Origin of the sequence: Brevibacterium ammoniilyticum, from assembly GCF_038429965.1 — a bacterium.
In the GTDB taxonomy this organism is placed as follows: Bacteria; Actinomycetota; Actinomycetes; order Actinomycetales; family Brevibacteriaceae; genus Brevibacterium; species Brevibacterium ammoniilyticum.
On sequence record NZ_BAABNP010000014.1, the window covers coordinates 1 to 18155 of the forward strand.

Consider the following 18155-nt stretch of genomic DNA (forward strand, 5'->3'; position numbering starts at 1 on the left):
CCACGCCTGGATCAACCAACCAACCGCCGCCGAACCGGTAGCCGCCTGACACCCACTGGCCTCAAACACCTTGAAAAATTCCGATACCCCGATGGGCAGGCAAGCGTTCACCGGGATGGGGGCCGGCTGGCCGCGGGTGCTCGCGAACATGGAGTCCGCCCTCACCGAGGTGTGAGGGAGGCAGCCTCTTATGCGGGGCAGTCGCTCACCGGGCTCGAACTCGAAGTACCCCGGTTGGTCGCACTCCGCCTCTGTCGTGCCAAGTGGCATGTATCGGGTAGTCAGCCGTGCACGGAGTGCCTTTCCGCCCTGTATCTCAGAACGCCATCGATGGCGAGAACAACGGCTCCTCCGACGACGATGAGAACAGGCACCACAGCGCCCATAGAGCTGTTCATTGTGAGCAGCCATCCGAGCAGAGCGAGCGGTATCAGCACCAGCGCTTTGATCCCGAACTTCTTAAGGTGCTCGTTCCTGAGCTCGCCGCTCGACAGAGATTCCTTCCGATCGTGAGTCATACGCACTTCATCGCCTTGATCGCTTTGTGGCGGTCATGGACACGTCGGCTGACCGGCTGACGCGATGTGCGCGGGGCCGATAGCGCGGGAGAGTGCGGCAGCTGCGAAAAGCGTCCCATTCCTGTCCTTTCTTGTGAGGTGTTATGCACCAACGACGCTACATCGATCATTACCTGCTGGCGGCCCTGTTAAGGAATTGATGAAATATCGACGTCTCATGACAATCGCGCACATCCGCGGGCTTGTCAGGAAAGCGGAGATCTCACCAGCATTGGTTCCACAGGAACGTAATATATCCGCGACCTTCTCATCGATTCGTGTTCGGATATCGCTGTACATCAGCGTTGCTTCTCGCGTCGTCACCCCGAGGCGCACGTCCCCGCGGGGACGTCGGCTACGCCACGGTGCGAAGGTCGTCCGGTCCCCCGCGGTCGACGCTGTAGCGGCGGAACGCCGGGAAGACCGCAGCGCAGATGAGGACGAGGACGATGACGGCGATGCCGCCTCCCGCCGAGGCGATCGTCGTGTTCGTAGCCTCCGCTGCGTAGCCGTGAACGATGTCCGCGATCCGCGGGCCGCCGGCGACGACGACGATGAAGACTCCCTGCATCCGCCCGCGCATGTCATCGCTCGCCGCCTCCTGGAGCATCGTCGAGCGGAACGCCGCGGAAATGATGTCGGCTCCCCCGCCGAGGGCGAGGCCGAAGAGGGCGACGATGAGAGCCGCCGTCCAGAAGCCGGAAGCGAACTCGAGTGAGAAGCCGAAGATCCCCATCGCCGCACCCCAGACGAGGATCGCGACGATGACCGCGAGGCCTTGGCGTTCGACTTTCGACACCCACCCGGAGAAGATGCCCGCCAGAGCACTGCCTGCGGCAAGTGAGGCGAAGAGGAGGGAGAAGACGATGCCGCCTTCCGGGGGCCCGCCGAAGGTCTCGGTCGCGATCTGCGGGAACAGTGCTCGCGGCATCCCGAAGACCATGGCGATGACGTCGACGAGGAGGGAGACCATGACGACGGTGTTCGTCCCCAGGTAGCGGAAGCCGTCGACGACGCCCTTGAACCCGGAGCGCGTGTCCGGCTGCTTTCCTGGGATGAGCGCGGGCAGTTTCACCACGGCATAGAGGGTGGTGGCAAGGAAGAGCGCGTCGAGGATGTAGAGCATCTGATACCCGAAGACGGGGATGAGCGCTCCGCCGATGACGGGACCGGCGACCGCACCCAGGGTCGCGACCGTCATGTTGAGCGAATTCGCCGCCGGCAGGAGCGCGAGCGGCACGATCGTCGGCAGCAGCGCCCCTCGCGCCGGCTGGTTGAGACCGAAGAAGGCCTGTTGGAGTGCGAAGACGCTCAGCAGCAGCCACACATTGTCGATCCGGATGATCGCGAGCACCGCGAGCAGGGCACTGGTGACGATGAGCCCGGCGGTGGAGACGATGAGGAGCTTGCGCCGGTCGATGACGTCGGCGAGCGATCCGCCCCAGAGTCCGAAGACGATGAGGGGCACGAGGCCGAAGACCCCGCTCAGACCCACGTACCCGGACGAGCCGGTGATGTGGAAGATCTGGGCGGGGATCGCGACAACGGTCATCTGCGCACCGAGGACGGTGACGATGTTGGCCAGCCACAGCCGGCGGTAGTTGTCGTATCTGAGCGGTCTGGTGTCAGCGAACAGCTTCATCTGCGCGTGACACGCTCAGGCAGATTTCTTGCGCGTCCGCGTCTCTTCCCGGGGAACGAGGGTGGGGGCGACATTGCTCTCGACGACGTCCTTGGTCACGACCACCTCGGCGACGTCCTCACGGGAGGGCACGTCGAACATGATCGGCTGGAGGACCTCTTCCATGATCGAGCGCAGTCCGCGCGCACCGGTGCCGCGCAGGAGCGCGAGGTCGGCGATCGCCTCGAGCGCCTCGGTCTCGAAGCTGAGTTCGACGTTGTCGAACTCGAACATCCGCTGGTACTGCTTGACCAGGGCGTTCTTCGGCTCGGTGAGGATCGACATGAGTGCTGCGCGGTCGAGGTTGGAGACCGTCGCGAGGACAGGGAGGCGGCCGATGAACTCGGGGATGAGGCCGAACTTGAGGAGGTCCTCGGGCAGGATGTCCGCGTAGAGGTCCTCGTCGTCGTTCTTCGACTGGAGCAGCGCTCCGAAGCCGATGCCGTGCTTGCCCTTGCGGCCGGCGACGATCTCCTCCATCCCGGCGAAGGCACCGGCGACAATGAAGAGGACGTTCGTCGTGTCGATCTGGAGGAAGTCCTGGTGCGGGTGCTTGCGCCCGCCCTGCGGCGGCACGGAGGCCTGCGTGCCCTCGAGGATCTTCAGCAGCGCCTGCTGCACGCCCTCACCGGAGACGTCACGGGTGATCGACGGGTTCTCGGACTTGCGGGCGATCTTGTCGATCTCGTCGATGTAGATGATGCCGTGCTCGGCGCGCTGGATGTCGAAGTCCGCGGCCTGGATGAGCTTGAGGAGGATGTTCTCGACGTCCTCGCCGACGTAGCCGGCCTCCGTGAGCGCGGTCGCATCGGCGACGGCGAAGGGGACGTTGAGACGCTTCGCGAGAGTCTGGGCGAGGTAGGTCTTGCCGGAGCCGGTGGGACCGACGAGGAGGATGTTCGACTTCGAGATCTCGACGTCGGACTCGGACGACCCGAGCGTCTTCGCATCGTCACTGCCCTGGAGGGCGCGGATGCGCTTGTAGTGGTTGTACACGGCGACCGAGAGGGCCTTCTTCGCCGGATCCTGTCCGACGACGTACTCGTGGAGGAAGTCGAAGATCTCCCGCGGCTTGGGCAGTTCGAGCTCGGCATGGTCGGCCGTCGACTCGCTCAGCTCCTCTTCGATGATCTCGTTGCACAGGCCGATGCATTCATCGCAGATGTACACCCCAGGTCCGGCGATGAGCTTCCGAACCTGCTTCTGTGATTTGCCACAGAAGTTGCATTTGAGCAGATCTGCTCCGTCCGCACTGCGAGCCACTGTCACAACCTTTCGCCAGGGCACTTGGCCCCAACTCTACCGCTCGTGTTTCCTGTACCTCAATAGCTTCCCACATGACACTGACACAGTCCCTGCGCGGTGTCACACGGTGTGTCGTCGCATCCAGGGCGCCCGGAGCCGACGCTCCTGGTCGGACGGTATGGTCGGACCGTGCGCGGACGACGGGCGGGCCCGGGCGATCAGTGATCGCCCGGGCCCGCTGCGAGAGCGCTCGGACTCCCCGGCGGGAGGTCAGACTCCCCTGCGGGGAATCAGGCTCCCTTACGTGAGGTGAGCACCTGGTCGACGAGACCGTAGTCCTTCGCCTGCTCGGCGGTGAGGAAGAGGTCGCGTTCGATGTCGTTCGAGACCTGCTCGGCCGTCTTGTTCGAGTGGTTCGCGAGCGTCTGCTCGAGCCACTGGCGCATCCGCAGCACCTCGGCGGCCTGGATCTCGATGTCCGAGGCCTGTCCCTGTCCCTGACCCTGCATCGAGGGCTGGTGGATGAGGACGCGGGCATTGGGCAGAGCGAGGCGCTTGCCCGGGGTGCCCGCGGCGAGCAGCACTGCCGCGGCCGAGGCTGCCTGGCCGAGGCACACCGTCTGGATCTCCGGCTTGATGTACTGCATCGTGTCGTAGATCGCGGTGAGCGCGGTGAACGAGCCGCCCGGCGAGTTGATGTAGAGGGTGATGTCGCGGTCGGGGTCCTGCGATTCGAGGACGAGCAGCTGCGCCATGATGTCATCGGCGCTCGTGTCGTCGACCTGCACGCCGAGGAAGATCACGCGATCCTCGAACAGCTTCGTGTACGGGTCCTGGCGCTTGAAGCCGTAGGGCGTGCGCTCCTCGAACTGGGGCATGACGTACCGTGAGACCGGCATCTGGCCCGCGGCCCCGCCTGGCATGAGATTCATCGAGTTCATTCTTCTCTGTCTTCCCGTCAGTTGTCGGTGACTTCGGACGACTGGGTCACGACATCGTCGATGAAGCCGTATTCGAGGGCCTCCTCGGCGGTGAACCAGTGGTCGCGGTCGTTGTCTTTGAGGATCTGCTCGAGCGACTTGCCCGTCTGCTCGGCGGTGAGCTCAGCCATCTGCTTCTTCATGTGGAGGATGAGCTCGGCCTGGATCTTGATGTCCGTGGCCGTTCCTCCGATGCCGCCGAGCGGCTGGTGCATGAGGATGCGCGCGTGCGGGGTCGCGTACCGCTTGCCCTTGGCGCCGGAGGAGAGCAGGAACTGACCCATCGAGGCGGCCATGCCCATCGCGACGGTCGCGACGTCGGGCTTGATGTACTGCATCGTGTCGTAGATCGCCATGCCCGCAGTCACCGAGCCGCCGGGCGAGTTGATGTAGAGCCAGATGTCGGAGTCGGGATCCTCGGCTGCCAGCAGCATCATCTGCGCGCAGATCGCGTTGGCGTTGGAGTCACGCACTTCCGAGCCCAGCCAGATGATCCGCTCCTTGAGCAGACGGTTGAAGATGTGGTCGTCGAGGCCCATGCCCCCACCGGCGTCGAGGCCGACGGGCGCTGTCATGTCGTGTGCGCTCACGTTTCTCTCCTGATTGGTCGTGATCGGTTGCTATGGACTCTAACTGGTCGGCAGTCCCTTTTAGTCCCCCCGCTCACCCGTGTTCGCCCTCAGCGTGATACGGGGGTGATCCGGTGTGCGCGGGGACTGCGCCCCCGCCTCGGCGAGGGGTGTGAATGACGAAACGGCGGGCCCGGGTCTCCCCGTGCCCGCCGTCGCACTCACTCGCCGAGGCGGTCAGTGGTCACTTCTGCTCAGCGTCGTCCTGCTCGTCTGCGGCAGGTGCCTCGGCATCGTCGGCTGCGTCGTCCGCGGACTCCTCGGCGTCGCCGGCGGGAGTCGTGAACTCCTCCATGTCGACGACGTTGCCGTCGGTGTCCTTGACGACCGCGCCGGCCAGTGCCGCCGCGAGCGCCTTGCGCCGGGAGACCTCGCCGACGAGGGCGTTGACCTGGCCGGAGTTGTCGAGCATCTGCGCGAACTCGTTCGGGTTCATCCCGTACTGCTGCGAGGCGGAGATGAGGTATTCGATGAGCTCGGGCTGGGTGACCTCGACGTTCTCGGCTTCGGCGATGGCGTCGAGGACGAACTGCGTGCGCAGGTTGCGCTCGGTCTCCTCGGTGACCTCCTTGCGGTGCTCGTCATCGTCGACGCGGTCCTCGGACTCGAGGTGGCGCTCGACCTCGTCGGCGACGATCTTGCCGGGAACCGGCACGTCGACGGCGGCGATGATGGCTTCGAGGACCTTGTCGCGGGCCTCGGCGCCCTGCGCGAACTCCTTCTGCTTGCCGGCCTGGACCTTGAGGTCCTCACGGAGTTCGTCGATCGTGTCGAACTCGCTGGCGAGCTGGGCGAAGTCGTCGTCGGCCTCAGGGAGCTCGCGCTCCTTGACGGCCTTGAGGGTGACGGTCACGCTGCCGGACTCGCCTTCGTGCTCACCGCCGGCGAAGGTCGTGGAGAACGTCGTCGACTCGTCGGCCGAGAGTCCTTCGAGCGCTTCGTCCATGCCCTCGAGCATGGTGCCGGCGCCCACCTGGTAGGAGATGTCGGAGGCCTGGTCGATCTCCTCGTCGTCGATCTTCGCAACGAGATCGAGGGTGACGAAGTCGTCCTTGGCGGCGGGACGGTCGACCGCGGTGAGGGTGCCGAAGCGCGAGCGCAGCTGCTCGAGCTCAGCCTCGACGTCGGCGTCGGTGACTTCGATGGGGTCGACCTCGACGGTGATCGAGTCGTAGGCGGGAAGCGTGATCTCGGGGCGCACGTCGACGTCGACGGTGAAGACGAGGTCGCCGTCCTCGGTGCCGTCGAGGCCGGGGACCTCGGAGATCTCGACCTCGGGCTGGCCGAGGGGCTTGAGGTCGTTCGCCTCGACCGCGTCACGGTAGAAGGCGTCGAGTCCGTTGTTGATGGCTTCCTGGATCACCGTCGGGCGGCCGATGCGCTGGTCGATGATGCGAGCGGGGATCTTGCCCTGGCGGAAGCCGGGAACGGTGACCTGGCCAGCAATGGTCTTGTAGGCCTCGTCGACGCTCGGCTTGAGTTCGGCGTAAGGGACTTCCACGCTGATCTTGACCCGGGTCGGGTCGAGTTGCTCGACGGAGCTCTTCACAGTGTGACCTTTCAGAATCGACAGTCATGCTCGGGGTCGGCATGGCCCTGCAGGGTCATGGGACCGGTGAGGCTGCGGACATGGGCCATGTCCGCAAGATGCAGTCACCCATCCTACTTGACACCAGGTCCAAAACACGAAACCCGCCGAGGCGGTCGAAGGCCCGTGCCCGCGCGGGGCGCACGGCGGTGCGTCAAGGTCGGTGTCATGGTCGCCGAGGCGGAAGTCGGGTGACTGCTCGGGTGAATGCTTGTGTGAATGCAGAGACCGGCCGGACCCTGAGGTCCGACCGGCCGGTGGAGGGGATGACGGGAATCGAACCCGCACCATCAGTTTGGAAGACTGAGGCTCTACCATTGAGCTACATCCCCGTGTTGCGAATATGACTATAGCCGAGGTCCGCTGGAGCGGACAAATCGAGCTTTCGTGACGTGTCTCACCCTCGCTCTCTCCCGTTGGGCGCCTGAGCGCGGGTGTGGTTAGATTGAGTCCGTCGCGGGATGTGGCGCAGCTTGGTAGCGCATCTGTTTTGGGAACAGAGGGTCGCAGGTTCAAATCCTGTCATCCCGACGATCGAGAGCCGTTCGGACCGTGTGGTTCGGACGGCTCTCGCGTTCTCGGGCGGTCTTCGGTGACAATGGTGTTCCGACGGGAAAGGACCCGAGATGTCGAGCACGCATCCTCCAGTGAACCCGCAGCGCCGACCGAATCCACGACGGACGACCGCCCTCATCGCCGGGTTCAGCCTGGTTCTCTCTGCCTGTTCCTCCCCCGATCCCGGGGACTCGACGCCGACCTCCCCTGCCCCGAGCTCCGCGGCGGCAGCGTCGTCCGACCCCTCTGCGACCGGGACTCCCCCGGACATCAGCGCCCCGGAGACCGTCGTCGACAACCTGGCCGCACCGTGGTCGATCGCCTTCGCCGGAGATGTCGCGCTGGTGAGCGAACGCGATTCGGGTCGGATCCTCGAACTCTCCACCTCCCGACCCGCGCAGACCAGGGAGGTCGGGACCGTGCCGGGCGTGGCGCCGGCGGGCGAAGGAGGTCTGCTCGGCCTCGCCGTCGCCGATGACTTCCTCTACACCTACTTCACGGCCGCGCAGGACAACCGGATCGTCCGCTTCCCCCTCACCGGCGGGCCGGGGTCGTACAGCCTCGGCGATCCCGAGGAGCTCCTCGACGGCATCCCGAAGGCGGGAACCCACAACGGCGGGCGCATCGCCTTCGGACCCGACGGCCGCCTCTACGCGACCGCCGGCGACGCGGGCGACCGCGAATCCGCGCAGAACCGGCAGGCGCTCTCCGGCAAGATCCTCCGCCTCGACCCCGACGGCTCCGTGCCCGCGGACAATCCGTTCCCCGGCTCCTACGTCTACACCTTCGGGCATCGGAACCCGCAGGGCATCGGCTGGGACTCCTCGGGTCGGATGTATGCGAGCGAGTTCGGGCAGAACGCATGGGACGAACTCAACGTCATCGAGGCCGGCGGCAACTACGGCTGGCCCGAGGTCGAGGGCATGGCCGAACCCGGGGAGGGCTCCGACTACGTCGACCCCGTCCAGCAGTGGCGCACCGACGAGGCGAGTCCGAGCGGGCTGGCCGTCCTCGGCGAGTCGATCTATATCGCCAACCTCCGCGGGCAGGTGCTCCGCGAGGTGCCGACGACCGATCTCTCCCAGTCGCGGACGTTCTACCAGGGCGAGTACGGCCGCCTCCGCGATGTCGTCACGACCCCGGACGGGCAGCTGTGGATGCTGACGAACAACACCGACGGCCGCGGCAGCCCGGCCGCCGGGGACGACCGGATCCTCCGGATCCCCGTGCCCGATTGAGCCGCAGTTCCCGACTGAGTCGACCCGACCTCGCCGAGGCGGCGGCCCCCTCTTCGACGAATCTGCAGCCCCATCCTCGGTGCGTCACCGGCCCGAACCCCGGCACCTCAGCGGGTGAAGTCGATGACCTGCCGGATGACGCGCCCCTCGGCGAGAGCGTCGAAGGCCGCATTGATGTCGTCCAAGCCCACCGTGTCGGAGATGAGCGCCTCGACGGGCAGCCGACCCTCGCGCCAGGCCTGCGCGTAGACGGGAATGTCGCGACTCGGCACGGCGGAACCGAGGTAGGACCCGATGACCGTGCGCGCCTCGGCGGTCAGGGTCACGGGCGCGATGGAGGCTCGGGCCTCCGGTGACGGCAGTCCCACGGTGACGGTGGTCCCGCCGACGGCGGTCGCGGTGAACGCTGTCTCGAAGGCCCGCGGGTGGCCGACGCATTCGATGACGATCGGGGCCCTCCGGTCCCCCAGCTCCTCCGGGGTGTACGTCTCGATCGCGCCGAGCTCCTCCGCGAAGGCGAGCTTGTCCGGATTCGCGTCGACCCCGATGACCCCGGCGGTCTCGACCGACAGGGCGGTGATGAGCGCGGCCATCCCGACGCCCCCGAGGCCGACGATCATCACTTCGTCCTCGGGCCCCGGCGCGCCTGCGTTGAGGACGGCGCCGCCTCCGGTGAGGACCGCGCACCCGAGCACCGCGGCGATGCCGGGCGGCACATCGTCGCCGACCGGGACGACCGAGGCACGGTTGACCACAGCGTGGGTGGCGAACACGGACGCGCCGAGGTGGTGGAGCACCTCGGCTCCGGAATCGTCGTGCAGCCGCACCTTGTGCCCGTCGAAGGGCAGGGTGCCGGCGGAGTTCGTCGCACTGCCGGGAATGCACGGCAGCTTGCCGTCGGTGAGGCAGTTCCGGCACACCCCGCAGCGCGGGAGGAAGACGGTGACGACCTGCTCGCCAAGGCGCAGATCATCGACCCCCTCACCGAGGGCCTCGACGATGCCGGCGCCCTCGTGGCCGAGGAGCATCGGCAGGGGCCTCGGCCGGTTGCCGTCGACGACGGAGAGGTCGGAGTGGCACACGCCGGCCGCGGTGAGCCGGATGAGGACCTCACCGGGGCCGGGTGCGTCGAGGTCGAGGTCTTCGATCGTCAGCGGCCGGGAGTCCGCGTACGGGCGATCGAGTCCCATGTCGCGCAGGACCGCGCCCCGGATCCTCATCGCAGAATTTCCCGAGCAGGCGCGGTCGATTCGCTCACAGTCCGGCCTGTCCCTCGGACTCGTAGGCGGCCATGATCCCGATCCGTCGGGAGTGGCGATCGTCGCCGGAGAACGGGGTCGTGAGGAAGGCGTCGACGATCGCGAGAGCGTCGGCCTCCGGGTGCTGTCGGGCTCCGACGGCGACGATCTGGGCGTCGTTGTGCTCCCGGGCGAGCTTCGCGATCTCCGGGTTCCAGGCCAGGGCGGCGCGGGCGCCGGTGACGAGGTTCGCAGCCATCTGCTCGCCGTTGCCGGAACCGCCGATGACGACGCCGAGCGAGTCGAGGCCGGCCGCACGGTCGTCGACGACGGCCTGGGCGGCGGCGATGCAGAAGGCGGGATAGTCGTCGAGGGCGTCGTACTCGAGAGCGCCGTGATCGATGACCTCATAGCCCTCATCGCCGAGGTGGGTCTTGAGGACCTCTTTGAACTCGAAGCCTGCATGGTCGGTGCCGAGGTGGACCTTCATTGTGTTCCTTTCGTACCCGGTCGCCGTCGCGGGCCGGGATGAGTCAGTGCAGTCGGTGCGGGAGCCGGCGCCGGATAAGTGCCGGTGCCGTGGGCAGCGCCGAGGTGCCGGTCAGTCGAAGATCGGCCCCTGGTCGCGGGTGCGCTTGAGTTCGAAGAAGCCCGGGGTCGAGGCGACCGCGAGGACGCCGTCGAAGAGGCGTCCGGCGTCTTCGCCCTTCGGGGCGGGGGTGACGACGGGGCCGAAGAACGCGGTGCCCGCGACCTGGCAGATCGGGGTGCCGACGTCGTCGCCGACGAGGGCCATGGCCTCGTCGTGCGACTTCTGCAGCGCCTCGTCGTAGTCGTCCTTCTCGGCGTACTCGATGAGGTCGGCGGGCAGATCGAGCTCAGCGAGCGCCTCGGCGACGGCCTTGTCGAAGTCCTTCTCCCCGCCCGGGTGGATGCGGGTGCCGATCGCGGTGTAGAGGGGTTCGGCGATCTCCTCGCCGTGTTCGGCGATCGCCGCGGTGACCACGCGCATGGGTCCGAGCGTGCGGTCGATGAGTTCGCGGTAGTCCTCGGGCAGTTCGCGGCCGCGGTTGAGGATGTTGAGGCTCATCGGGTGGAAGCGGACGTCGACGTCGCGGACCTTCGCGACCTCGAGCCCCCAGCGGGAGGTCATCCACGCCCACGGGCACGCCGTGTCGAACCACAGGTCAAGGGTCTCTCTGCTCATGCTCACTCCTCGTCAGGTCTGCGCGGCGATGCGACACCGCGATCTCCGAGGCCAATCTACCAACTTCCCGCGTGCCCCACCGCGTGGACCGATGCGTGGGAAGGGTTCATGACAGAATGACGACGAACACACCCGGTCCCGATGCGGAGGTCGCCAGACAGTGCCCCAGTACAACCTCACTCGCGAAGAAGCCAGAACGCGTGCGTCCCATATCCACGTCACCAGCTACGAGCACACCCTCGTCCTCACCGGGACCGGTGAGAGCTTCCGGGTCCGCTCCCGGATCCGGTTCACCGCCGATCCCGGCACACAGACCTTCATCGATGCGATCACCGCCAGCGTCGAGCGCGTCCAGCTCAACGGCATCGATCTCGAGATCGCCGAGGTGGTGGCCCCCTCCCGGATCACCCTGGCAGGGCTGGCGGCGGAGAACGAACTCACCGTCGACGCGCACTTCTTCTACATGAACACGGGTGAGGGCCTGCACCGCTTCGTCGACCCGATCGATGACGAGGTCTACCTCTATTCGCAGTTCGAGGTGCCCGACGCCCGGCGCGTCTTCCCGGTCTTCGAACAGCCCGACCTCAAGGCGCCGTTCTCCTTCACCGTCTTAGCCCCCGAGCATTGGACGGTCGTGTCGAATTCGCCCACGCCCACCCCGGGCGATGCGAGCGAGACCTTCGCCGACCTCGACGAGGAGGAGACCGCAGGCATGGCCGTGTGGCAGTTCGCCCCGACCACCCCGATCTCGTCCTACATCACCGCCATCGTCGCCGGACCCTACCGCAGCGTCCACTCCGAGCTCGTCTCCTCCGACGGTCAGCCGGTGCCGTTGGGCCTCTACTGCCGGCAGTCCCTCTTCGAGCACCTCGATGCGGAGAACCTCTTCGCGATCACCCGGGCGGGCTTCGAGTTCTTCGAACGTGAGTTCGGCGTGCCCTACCCGTTCGAGAAGTACGACCAGCTCTTCGTCCCCGACTTCAACGCCGGGGCCATGGAGAACGCCGGGGCGGTGACGATCCTCGAGAACTACATCTTCCGCTCCCGGCCCACCGAGGCGCTCGTCGAGAGGCGCACGGTCACCGTCCTCCACGAACTCGCCCACATGTGGTTCGGGGACCTCGTGACGATGCGCTGGTGGAACGACCTGTGGCTGAATGAGTCCTTCGCCGAATTCATGTCGACGCTGGCGACGGCGGAGGCGACGAAGTACTCCGACGCGTGGACGACGTTCGCGACGATCGAGAAGTCGTGGGCCTACCGCCAGGACCAGCTGCCGAGCACCCACCCCATCGTCGCCCCCATCGAGGACCTCGCCGATGTCGAGGTCAACTTCGACGGCATCACCTACGCCAAGGGCGCCTCGGTGCTCAAGCAGCTCGTCGCCTGGGTGGGACGGGCCGAGTTCTTCGCCGGGCTCTCCCAGTACTTCGAGAAGCACGCATGGTCGAACACGGAGCTTGATGACCTGCTCACCGAACTCGAGGCCACGAGCGGACGCGATCTCGCCGCGTGGTCGAAGCTCTGGCTCGAGGAGTCCGGGGTCAACCTCATCGAGGCCGCGGTGGAGACCGCGACCGCACCGGACTCCCCCGCCGAGGTGGTCCAGCGGCTGCGGGTCACGCAGAAGCCGTGGGTGATCGACGGCCAGCCGGTGCCGTCCCTGCGCCCGCACCGCCTGGCGATCGGGTTCTACTCCGAGAATGCCGACGGCCGGCTCGTGCGCACCCATTCCTTCCCGCTCGACCTCGACTCCGCCGAGGCGGATGTGCCGGAGGCGGTGGGCCTGCCGGTGCCTGCGGTCATCGTCGTCAACGACGCCGACCTCACGTACGCGAAGGTCCGCTTCGATCCGGCGAGCATGGCGACCGCGGCCGCCCGACTCTCGGACTTCGATGACTCGCTCACCCAGCTCCTCGTGCTCTCGACACTGTGGGACGGTGTGCGCGACGGCGAGGTGCCCGCCCAGGACTACATCGACACCCTGCTCGACCATCTCCTGGCGATCACCCACTCCTCGGGTCTGCTCACGCAGATGCGCCAACTCGACACCGCTGTGGGCGCCTATCTTCCGCCTGCGGTCAGGGCTGCCGCGCACACCCGCATCGCCGACCGCCTCGGCGAGCTCTTCGCCCAGGCCCCGGCCGGGACCGACCAGGCGTTCCAGTTCTTCCGCGGCATCATCCGGCATGCGCAGTCCCCGGAGCAGATCGCGACCCTGGGCGAATGGGTCGACGCCGAGGAGGTCGGGGGCATCACGATCGACACCGACCTGCGCTGGGAGCTGCTCATCGCCCTGTCCAACCACGACGCGATCGCCGAGTCCGCGATCGCGGACATGGCCGCCGACGATCCCAGCGCCACCGGCCAGAGACAGGCCGCGACCGCACGGGCCGCACGGACCACCTCGGCGGCGAAGTCCCGCGCCTTCACGGCGATGATCGAACAGATCGACATGCCGAACTCGGAGCTCGGGGCGCTCGCGACCGGGTTCGCGATGGGCCTGCAGACCGGTGACGGCGAGCTCATCCCCGCGCAGGCACCGCTGACGGACTTCGCCTCGGAGTACTTCCAGCGCATCTCCGGATGGTGGGAGACGAGGACCCTGGAGATGGCGCAGACGATGACCCTGCGGCTCTTCCCGCCCGCGAGTGACCAGACCGTCGCCGCCGCCCGGACGTGGCTCGAGCAGCATCCGGCCGCGCCGAAGGGACTGACCCGGCTGATGCGGGAGAACCTCGCGGACGCCGAACGTGCGCTGACGGCTCAGCGGACGTCCAGCGACATTGAGGACCCGTCCAAGAACAGCCGATAGGGTCGTTGGCATCATGACAGCTGAATCACTGCAGACCACTCTGCTCTCCGCCGCCCAGATCGACTGGTCGTTCCTCCTCGACGTCCCGCTGCGGGTGACGATCATCATCGTCGGCGCCCTGCTGATCAACTTCCTCATGCGCATCGCCATCCGACGCTTCGCAGCGAGCGTGGCCAAGGGCACCGTCGATTCGTCGAAGGCGAGCTCGCGCTTCTCCACCTCGGCGATGGAATCGCAGCTCACGGGCATCGATCAGGCGACGATCCGGGAGCGGCGGGCGCAGCGGGCGCAGACGGTGGGGCGGATGCTGTCCTCGGTGACCTCGATCGTCATCGCCATCGTCGCCGGTCTCATCGTGCTCAGCGAGCTCAACTTCAACGTCGGTCCGATCCTCGCCTCTGCGGGTATCGCAGGTGTCGCGATCGGCTTCGGCGCGCAGGCGCTCGTCAAGGACTACCTGTCCGGGTTCTTCATGGTCATCGAAGACCAGTACGGCATCGGCGACTCCGTCGACCTCGGAGAGGCGATCGGCGTCGTCGAGGACGTGGGCCTGCGCACGACCCAGGTCCGCGGGCTCGACGGCACGCTGTGGCACGTGCGCAACGGCGAGATCCTCCGCGTCGGCAACCAGTCCCAGGGCTGGGCCCGGGCCGTCCTCGACATCCCCGTGGCCTACAACACCTCGGTGGCGACGTACTCGACCGTCATCGACGACACGACGAAGGCGATCGAGAAGGATCCGGAGATCGCCGATGCGATCCTCGAGCCGCCGGAGATCTGGGGTGTCGAATCACTGTCGGCCCAGTCGCAGGTCATCCGGACAGTGCTCAAGACGAAGCCGAACCAGCAGTGGAAGGTCGCCCGCGCGTTCCGGGCCGAACTCAAACGTCAGATGGACAGTCGCGGGATCCACATCCCGATCACTCAGGAGACGGTGTTCCGGACCCTGCCGGACCCCAGCGAGGCGGTGCGGATCAAGTCGATGGACGACTCGGTCACCGACGCCGACGAGCACGAGAAGCGGGCGCAGCGCGAGTCCGCGGAGGATGCAGACGATCGCAGGGAGGCCGGGAGCGCCGGTGGCGCAAAGGGTTCCGGCGGAGCAAAAGGTCCCGGCGGTGCGGCCGGTTCCGGCGGGGCGAGTGGATCCAAAGGACCGAAGACGGGAAGCAGACGATGAGCGAGCAGTCGAACACCGGAACGAACACGGAGACGGGGTCGGGCACGGAGACGATCTTCGCGGCCGTCGGCGGCCACCCCACGTTCACCCGCCTCGTCGACGTCTTCTACGAGCACGTCGCCGCCGACGAGGTGCTCATCGCGATGTACCCCGACGGCCACGAGCTCACCGGTGCCAAGCATCGGCTGCAGATGTTCCTCGAACAGTACTTCGGCGGCCCGACGACGTATCAGGCAGAGCGCGGGCACCCGCGTCTGCGGATGCGCCACTTCCCGTTCCCCGTCGACTTCGACGCCCGGGACCGGTGGCTGAGGAGCATGCGCGCGGCACTCGACGACGTCGCCCTGCCGCCGCTCTACGACGAGCTCTTCTGGGACTACTTCCAGCGTGCTGCCACCGCGATGGTCAACACGAACAGCACCGGCGCCTGAAGCGCGAGGCGCAGGGTAGGAAACCGGCCGCGCCTGCGCCGAGGGCATAGAGCGAGGCCTCGGCTGGCGCGCGGCGTGCGGGCCTCAGCTGGCGCTTGGTGGCCGCTCCGGACGGCACCTGGAGTGTGCCTCAGCGAACGCCGGGAGTGCGCGCCTCAGCCAGCGCTGCGAGTGAGCAGGTGACCGCCGGGAGTGACGAGCCGCATCCAGCCCGAGCTCTCCATCACCGCGACCTCGGTGCGCGGGTCCGCGCTGCCCTCATCGACGGAGCCCGAGCTCGCAGAGCCCTCGCCCGTACTGCCCTCGCCCGCCGAGCCTGAGCTCGCAGAGCCTGAGCCCGCCGTCCCCGGGCCGGTCCCCTGCGGCAGGAACCGCAGTCCCTCGGCGGCGAAGGCGAGCCCGCTCGGAATCGCCGTGCCGCCGACCGCCTCGACGGGACGCGACCACACTCTGGCCCGCAGCGCCTTGACCGCATGCGAGCCCGCACCGTCGGGAGTGCCCGCACCCACCTCGGCGATGCCCGCCTCGGCGGTCGAGCGCAGCAGCCCGGCATCGATCGTGTCGGTGCGCTCCCACGGACCGCGCGGCGGGGCGATGCCCGCCCAGGAGACGAGCGCCGTCGTCGGCGGCAGCGGGAGGGTGCTGCCGTTCTCGGCCCGCGCGAAACGGTCGGTCAGAGCCGAGAGCGGCACGACCTCGTCGAGGCCGTCGAGCTCGGGACGCTCGAGGCGCTGCATGCGCATCGCCAGCACGAGCGGCGTCGAATCCCCGATGCCGTGCGGGAAGAGCGGGGCGACGGTGAGGACAAGGACGTTCGAGACCACCTGCAGCCGCATCGCCCCGTCGCGGTCGAGCCGGTGGGCCAGGGAGGTGAACGCGGTGAGGTCGCGCATCGTCTTCTCGTCGGCGATCTCCACAGTCGTCATCGGCGGCTCCGCAGACGCACGGGCTCCCGGACGACCTCGGAGAGTCCGGCGATCTCCTCCTCGGTGAGGCGGCGGGGTCGACCGGTGGTCGTGTCGACGAAGGCGATGACGGTCTCGGCGACGGTAAAGACCCGGGAGCCGTCGGGTTCGCAGACGACGTAGCCGATCGTCACCGAGGCGGGCTTGACCTCGCTGACGACGAGGTCGACGGCGATGGGGCCGGGACGGTAGCTGATGGGGCTGCGGTATTCGACGGTGTGCGCGGCGACGAGGAGTTCCGTCGTCGCCGAGGCGGCACCGAAGACCTCGGGCATCGGCAGTCCCGAGACCACCTCGGCGGCACCATGGGCACCGGGAACGGCCACGGCGTCGCGGCTCTGCGTCGGCGAGCCGAGAGCCCGCACGCGCGCCTCTTCGAGCAGCTGCATCTGGGTGACGTTGTTGACGTGTCCGTAGGCGTCCATGTCACCCCATCTCAGTTCGAGGAGCACTCGGGTGAAGTCGGTGAGAAGGGGGTTCGTGGGACCGTTGCGCATGTGTCCATGATGCCATCTCCCAACCTGGGACGAAGACCGCGATAGGATCGGGAGACGACACCCGACCCCGTCCCCGGAGGCCCCTGTGAGCGAAACCGAACCGTCATCCGCCGAGGCGAACGTCGCGCGTCTGCACGAACTCCTCACCCTGCGGAGACTGGAGTCGGAGGCAGGCCCCAGGGAGTCCGATCTCTTCGTGGGACCGAGTCAGTACAAGCCCGACGGCCGGGTCTTCGGCGGGCAGGTCCTCGCGCAGTGCATCGTGGCGGCCTCGGCGACCCTGCCCGAGGATCGGCTCATCCATTCCCTCCACGGATACTTCCTGCGCGCCGGGGATGTCGCCGAACCGATCGAGTTCGGCGTCGAACGCCTCCGCGACGGCCGGTCGTTCTCCGCCCGACGGGTCCACGCGTATCAGAAGGACGCCCCGATCCTCTCGCTCATCGCCTCCTTCCAGGAGGAGCAGCCGGGGTTCGAGCATTCGGAGTCGATGCCCACCGGGATTCCCGGCCCCGAGGACTCCCCCGACCTCCGGGAGCTCCTCGCCGCGGTCGACACCGTCCAGGTCACCGAGTGGCTCAACCGGCGTCCCTTCGACATCCGTCCCGTCGAGCCCTTCGGCGTGCCGGGCACGACGATCGACACCGAGCTGCCCGAACAGCACATCTGGTTCCGGGCCAGCGCGCACTTCGGCGACGATCCCGTGCTCAACGCCGCGGCGCTGGCGTACGCGAGCGACTTCAATCTCCTCGAACCCGTGCTGCGCCGTCACGGCCTCTCGTGGGGCTCCCCGGGTCTGCGGGTCGCCAGCCTCGATCACGCGATGTGGTGGCATCGCCGCGTCCACGTCGACGATTGGATGCTCTACGTCCAGGAGTCCCCGGCGGCCAGGGGCGGGCGCGGACTCGGCTACGGCCGGATCTTCTCCCGCGACGGGGCGCTGCTCGCCACGGTCGCCCAGGAGGGCATGGTCCGGGTCAAGGACATGCCGTGAGCGATGAGAAGACCGCGATGATCGAGATCCTCTCCTCGATCCTCAGCCGCCTCGTCAACGTCGCCCTCTGCCTCGTGATCACCTCGATCGCGCTGCTCCGGCTGCGCAATGGGACGGACCTCCATCTCGGTATCGTCGTCGCCCTCGCCGTCGTCATCGGCGTCCTCGGCACGATCGCGGTGCGCTGGGTGCTCCGGCTCCTCCACCGCCTGTGGCGGAAGGTCTTCGACTCCTTCGCCCGCTGAGGTGGGCGCTGCCTGTTGCGGAGGCTGCGCCTTCCGCTGAGGGTGCGCGGACGTGAGACGTCGACCGCACCAACGACATCGGGCCCCAGCGCAGTCGCTGGGGCCCGACG

General features: G+C 67.5%; 17 protein-coding genes and 2 tRNA genes. 7 read left to right on the plus strand and 12 right to left on the minus strand.

The genetic code is table 11. The features are described 5' to 3' along the window. Nucleotides 1-281 precede the first annotated feature (281 nt). From AAHA49_RS14565 to AAHA49_RS14595, 7 genes are all read right to left on the minus strand, one after another. Nucleotides 282-518: a hypothetical protein gene (locus tag AAHA49_RS14565; RefSeq protein WP_063249765.1), complete on the minus strand. Its 237-nt coding sequence runs from the start codon at nt 516-518 to the stop codon at nt 282-284. 394 nt (nt 519-912) lie between these two features. Further along, entirely contained in the window at nt 913-2199 is a 1287-nt protein-coding gene (locus AAHA49_RS14570) for an MFS transporter (RefSeq protein WP_063249763.1), read from the minus strand. Between the two features lie 15 nt (nt 2200-2214). Further along, nucleotides 2215-3501, minus strand: coding sequence for an ATP-dependent Clp protease ATP-binding subunit ClpX (clpX, locus tag AAHA49_RS14575; protein WP_009375390.1), 1287 nt, complete (start codon nt 3499-3501; stop codon nt 2215-2217). 272 nt (nt 3502-3773) lie between these two features. Next, nucleotides 3774-4415: an ATP-dependent Clp protease proteolytic subunit gene (locus AAHA49_RS14580; RefSeq protein ID WP_063249760.1), complete on the minus strand. Its 642-nt coding sequence runs from the start codon at nt 4413-4415 to the stop codon at nt 3774-3776. A gap of 26 nt (nt 4416-4441) precedes the next feature. Next, a complete protein-coding gene (locus AAHA49_RS14585) occupies nt 4442-5038 on the minus strand; it encodes an ATP-dependent Clp protease proteolytic subunit (protein WP_009375387.1) in 597 nt (198 codons plus the stop codon). Nucleotides 5039-5276: 238 nt separating this feature from the next. Further along, nucleotides 5277-6641: a trigger factor gene (tig, locus tag AAHA49_RS14590; protein ID WP_342038789.1), complete on the minus strand. Its 1365-nt coding sequence runs from the start codon at nt 6639-6641 to the stop codon at nt 5277-5279. Nucleotides 6642-6938: 297 nt separating this feature from the next. Further along, nucleotides 6939-7012 (minus strand) — tRNA-Gly (locus tag AAHA49_RS14595). Nucleotides 7013-7137: 125 nt separating this feature from the next. Here AAHA49_RS14595 and AAHA49_RS14600 point away from each other — a divergent pair. Both AAHA49_RS14600 and AAHA49_RS14605 read left to right on the plus strand, forming a co-directional pair. Continuing rightward, a tRNA-Pro gene (locus AAHA49_RS14600) sits at nt 7138-7211 on the plus strand. Between the two features lie 95 nt (nt 7212-7306). Continuing rightward, a complete protein-coding gene (locus AAHA49_RS14605; protein ID WP_342038790.1) occupies nt 7307-8473 on the plus strand; it encodes a PQQ-dependent sugar dehydrogenase in 1167 nt (388 codons plus the stop codon). 107 nt (nt 8474-8580) lie between these two features. On the opposite strand, the gene AAHA49_RS14610 is transcribed toward AAHA49_RS14605, so the two are convergent. The 3 genes from AAHA49_RS14610 to AAHA49_RS14620 form a co-directional block, all read right to left on the minus strand. Continuing rightward, a complete protein-coding gene (locus AAHA49_RS14610) occupies nt 8581-9693 on the minus strand; it encodes an alcohol dehydrogenase catalytic domain-containing protein (protein WP_342038791.1) in 1113 nt (370 codons plus the stop codon). A gap of 34 nt (nt 9694-9727) precedes the next feature. Continuing rightward, the gene (locus AAHA49_RS14615) at nt 9728-10201 is read right to left on the minus strand and encodes a ribose-5-phosphate isomerase (RefSeq protein ID WP_342038792.1); all 474 of its coding nucleotides are present in this window, start codon (nt 10199-10201) and stop codon (nt 9728-9730) included. A gap of 111 nt (nt 10202-10312) precedes the next feature. Beyond that, a complete protein-coding gene (locus tag AAHA49_RS14620; RefSeq protein WP_342038793.1) occupies nt 10313-10918 on the minus strand; it encodes a mycothiol-dependent nitroreductase Rv2466c family protein in 606 nt (201 codons plus the stop codon). Between the two features lie 160 nt (nt 10919-11078). On the opposite strand from AAHA49_RS14620, the gene pepN reads away from it, so the two are divergent. The 3 genes from pepN to AAHA49_RS14635 are packed head-to-tail and all read left to right on the plus strand — an operon-like array spanning nt 11079 to nt 15344. Further along, nucleotides 11079-13733 (plus strand): aminopeptidase N, encoded by a 2655-nt coding sequence (pepN, locus tag AAHA49_RS14625; protein ID WP_342038794.1) that lies wholly within the window; start codon nt 11079-11081, stop codon nt 13731-13733. Between the two features lie 13 nt (nt 13734-13746). Continuing rightward, nucleotides 13747-14913, plus strand: coding sequence for a mechanosensitive ion channel family protein (locus AAHA49_RS14630; RefSeq protein ID WP_342038795.1), 1167 nt, complete (start codon nt 13747-13749; stop codon nt 14911-14913). Continuing rightward, on the plus strand, nt 14910-15344 hold the full coding sequence (locus AAHA49_RS14635) for a globin (protein WP_342038796.1): 435 nt from the start codon (nt 14910-14912) through the stop codon (nt 15342-15344). Before AAHA49_RS14630 ends, AAHA49_RS14635 begins: the two co-directional genes overlap by 4 nt. 155 nt (nt 15345-15499) lie before the next feature. On the opposite strand, the gene AAHA49_RS14640 is transcribed toward AAHA49_RS14635, so the two are convergent. Next, nucleotides 15500-16270, minus strand: coding sequence for a DUF8185 domain-containing protein (locus tag AAHA49_RS14640; protein ID WP_342038797.1), 771 nt, complete (start codon nt 16268-16270; stop codon nt 15500-15502). After that, a complete protein-coding gene (locus AAHA49_RS14645; protein ID WP_342038798.1) occupies nt 16267-16806 on the minus strand; it encodes an acyl-CoA thioesterase in 540 nt (179 codons plus the stop codon). Before AAHA49_RS14645 ends, AAHA49_RS14640 begins: the two co-directional genes overlap by 4 nt. Before the next feature lie 85 nt (nt 16807-16891). On the opposite strand from AAHA49_RS14645, the gene AAHA49_RS14650 reads away from it, so the two are divergent. Next, nucleotides 16892-17800 carry an acyl-CoA thioesterase gene (locus AAHA49_RS14650; protein WP_339391837.1) on the plus strand — a complete coding sequence of 303 codons (909 nt, stop codon included), beginning with the start codon at nt 16892-16894 and terminating at the stop codon, nt 17798-17800. Next, nucleotides 17797-18045, plus strand: coding sequence for a hypothetical protein (locus AAHA49_RS14655; protein WP_342038799.1), 249 nt, complete (start codon nt 17797-17799; stop codon nt 18043-18045). The genes AAHA49_RS14650 and AAHA49_RS14655 overlap by 4 nt, the downstream gene beginning before the upstream one ends. Nucleotides 18046-18155: the final 110 nt, after the last annotated feature.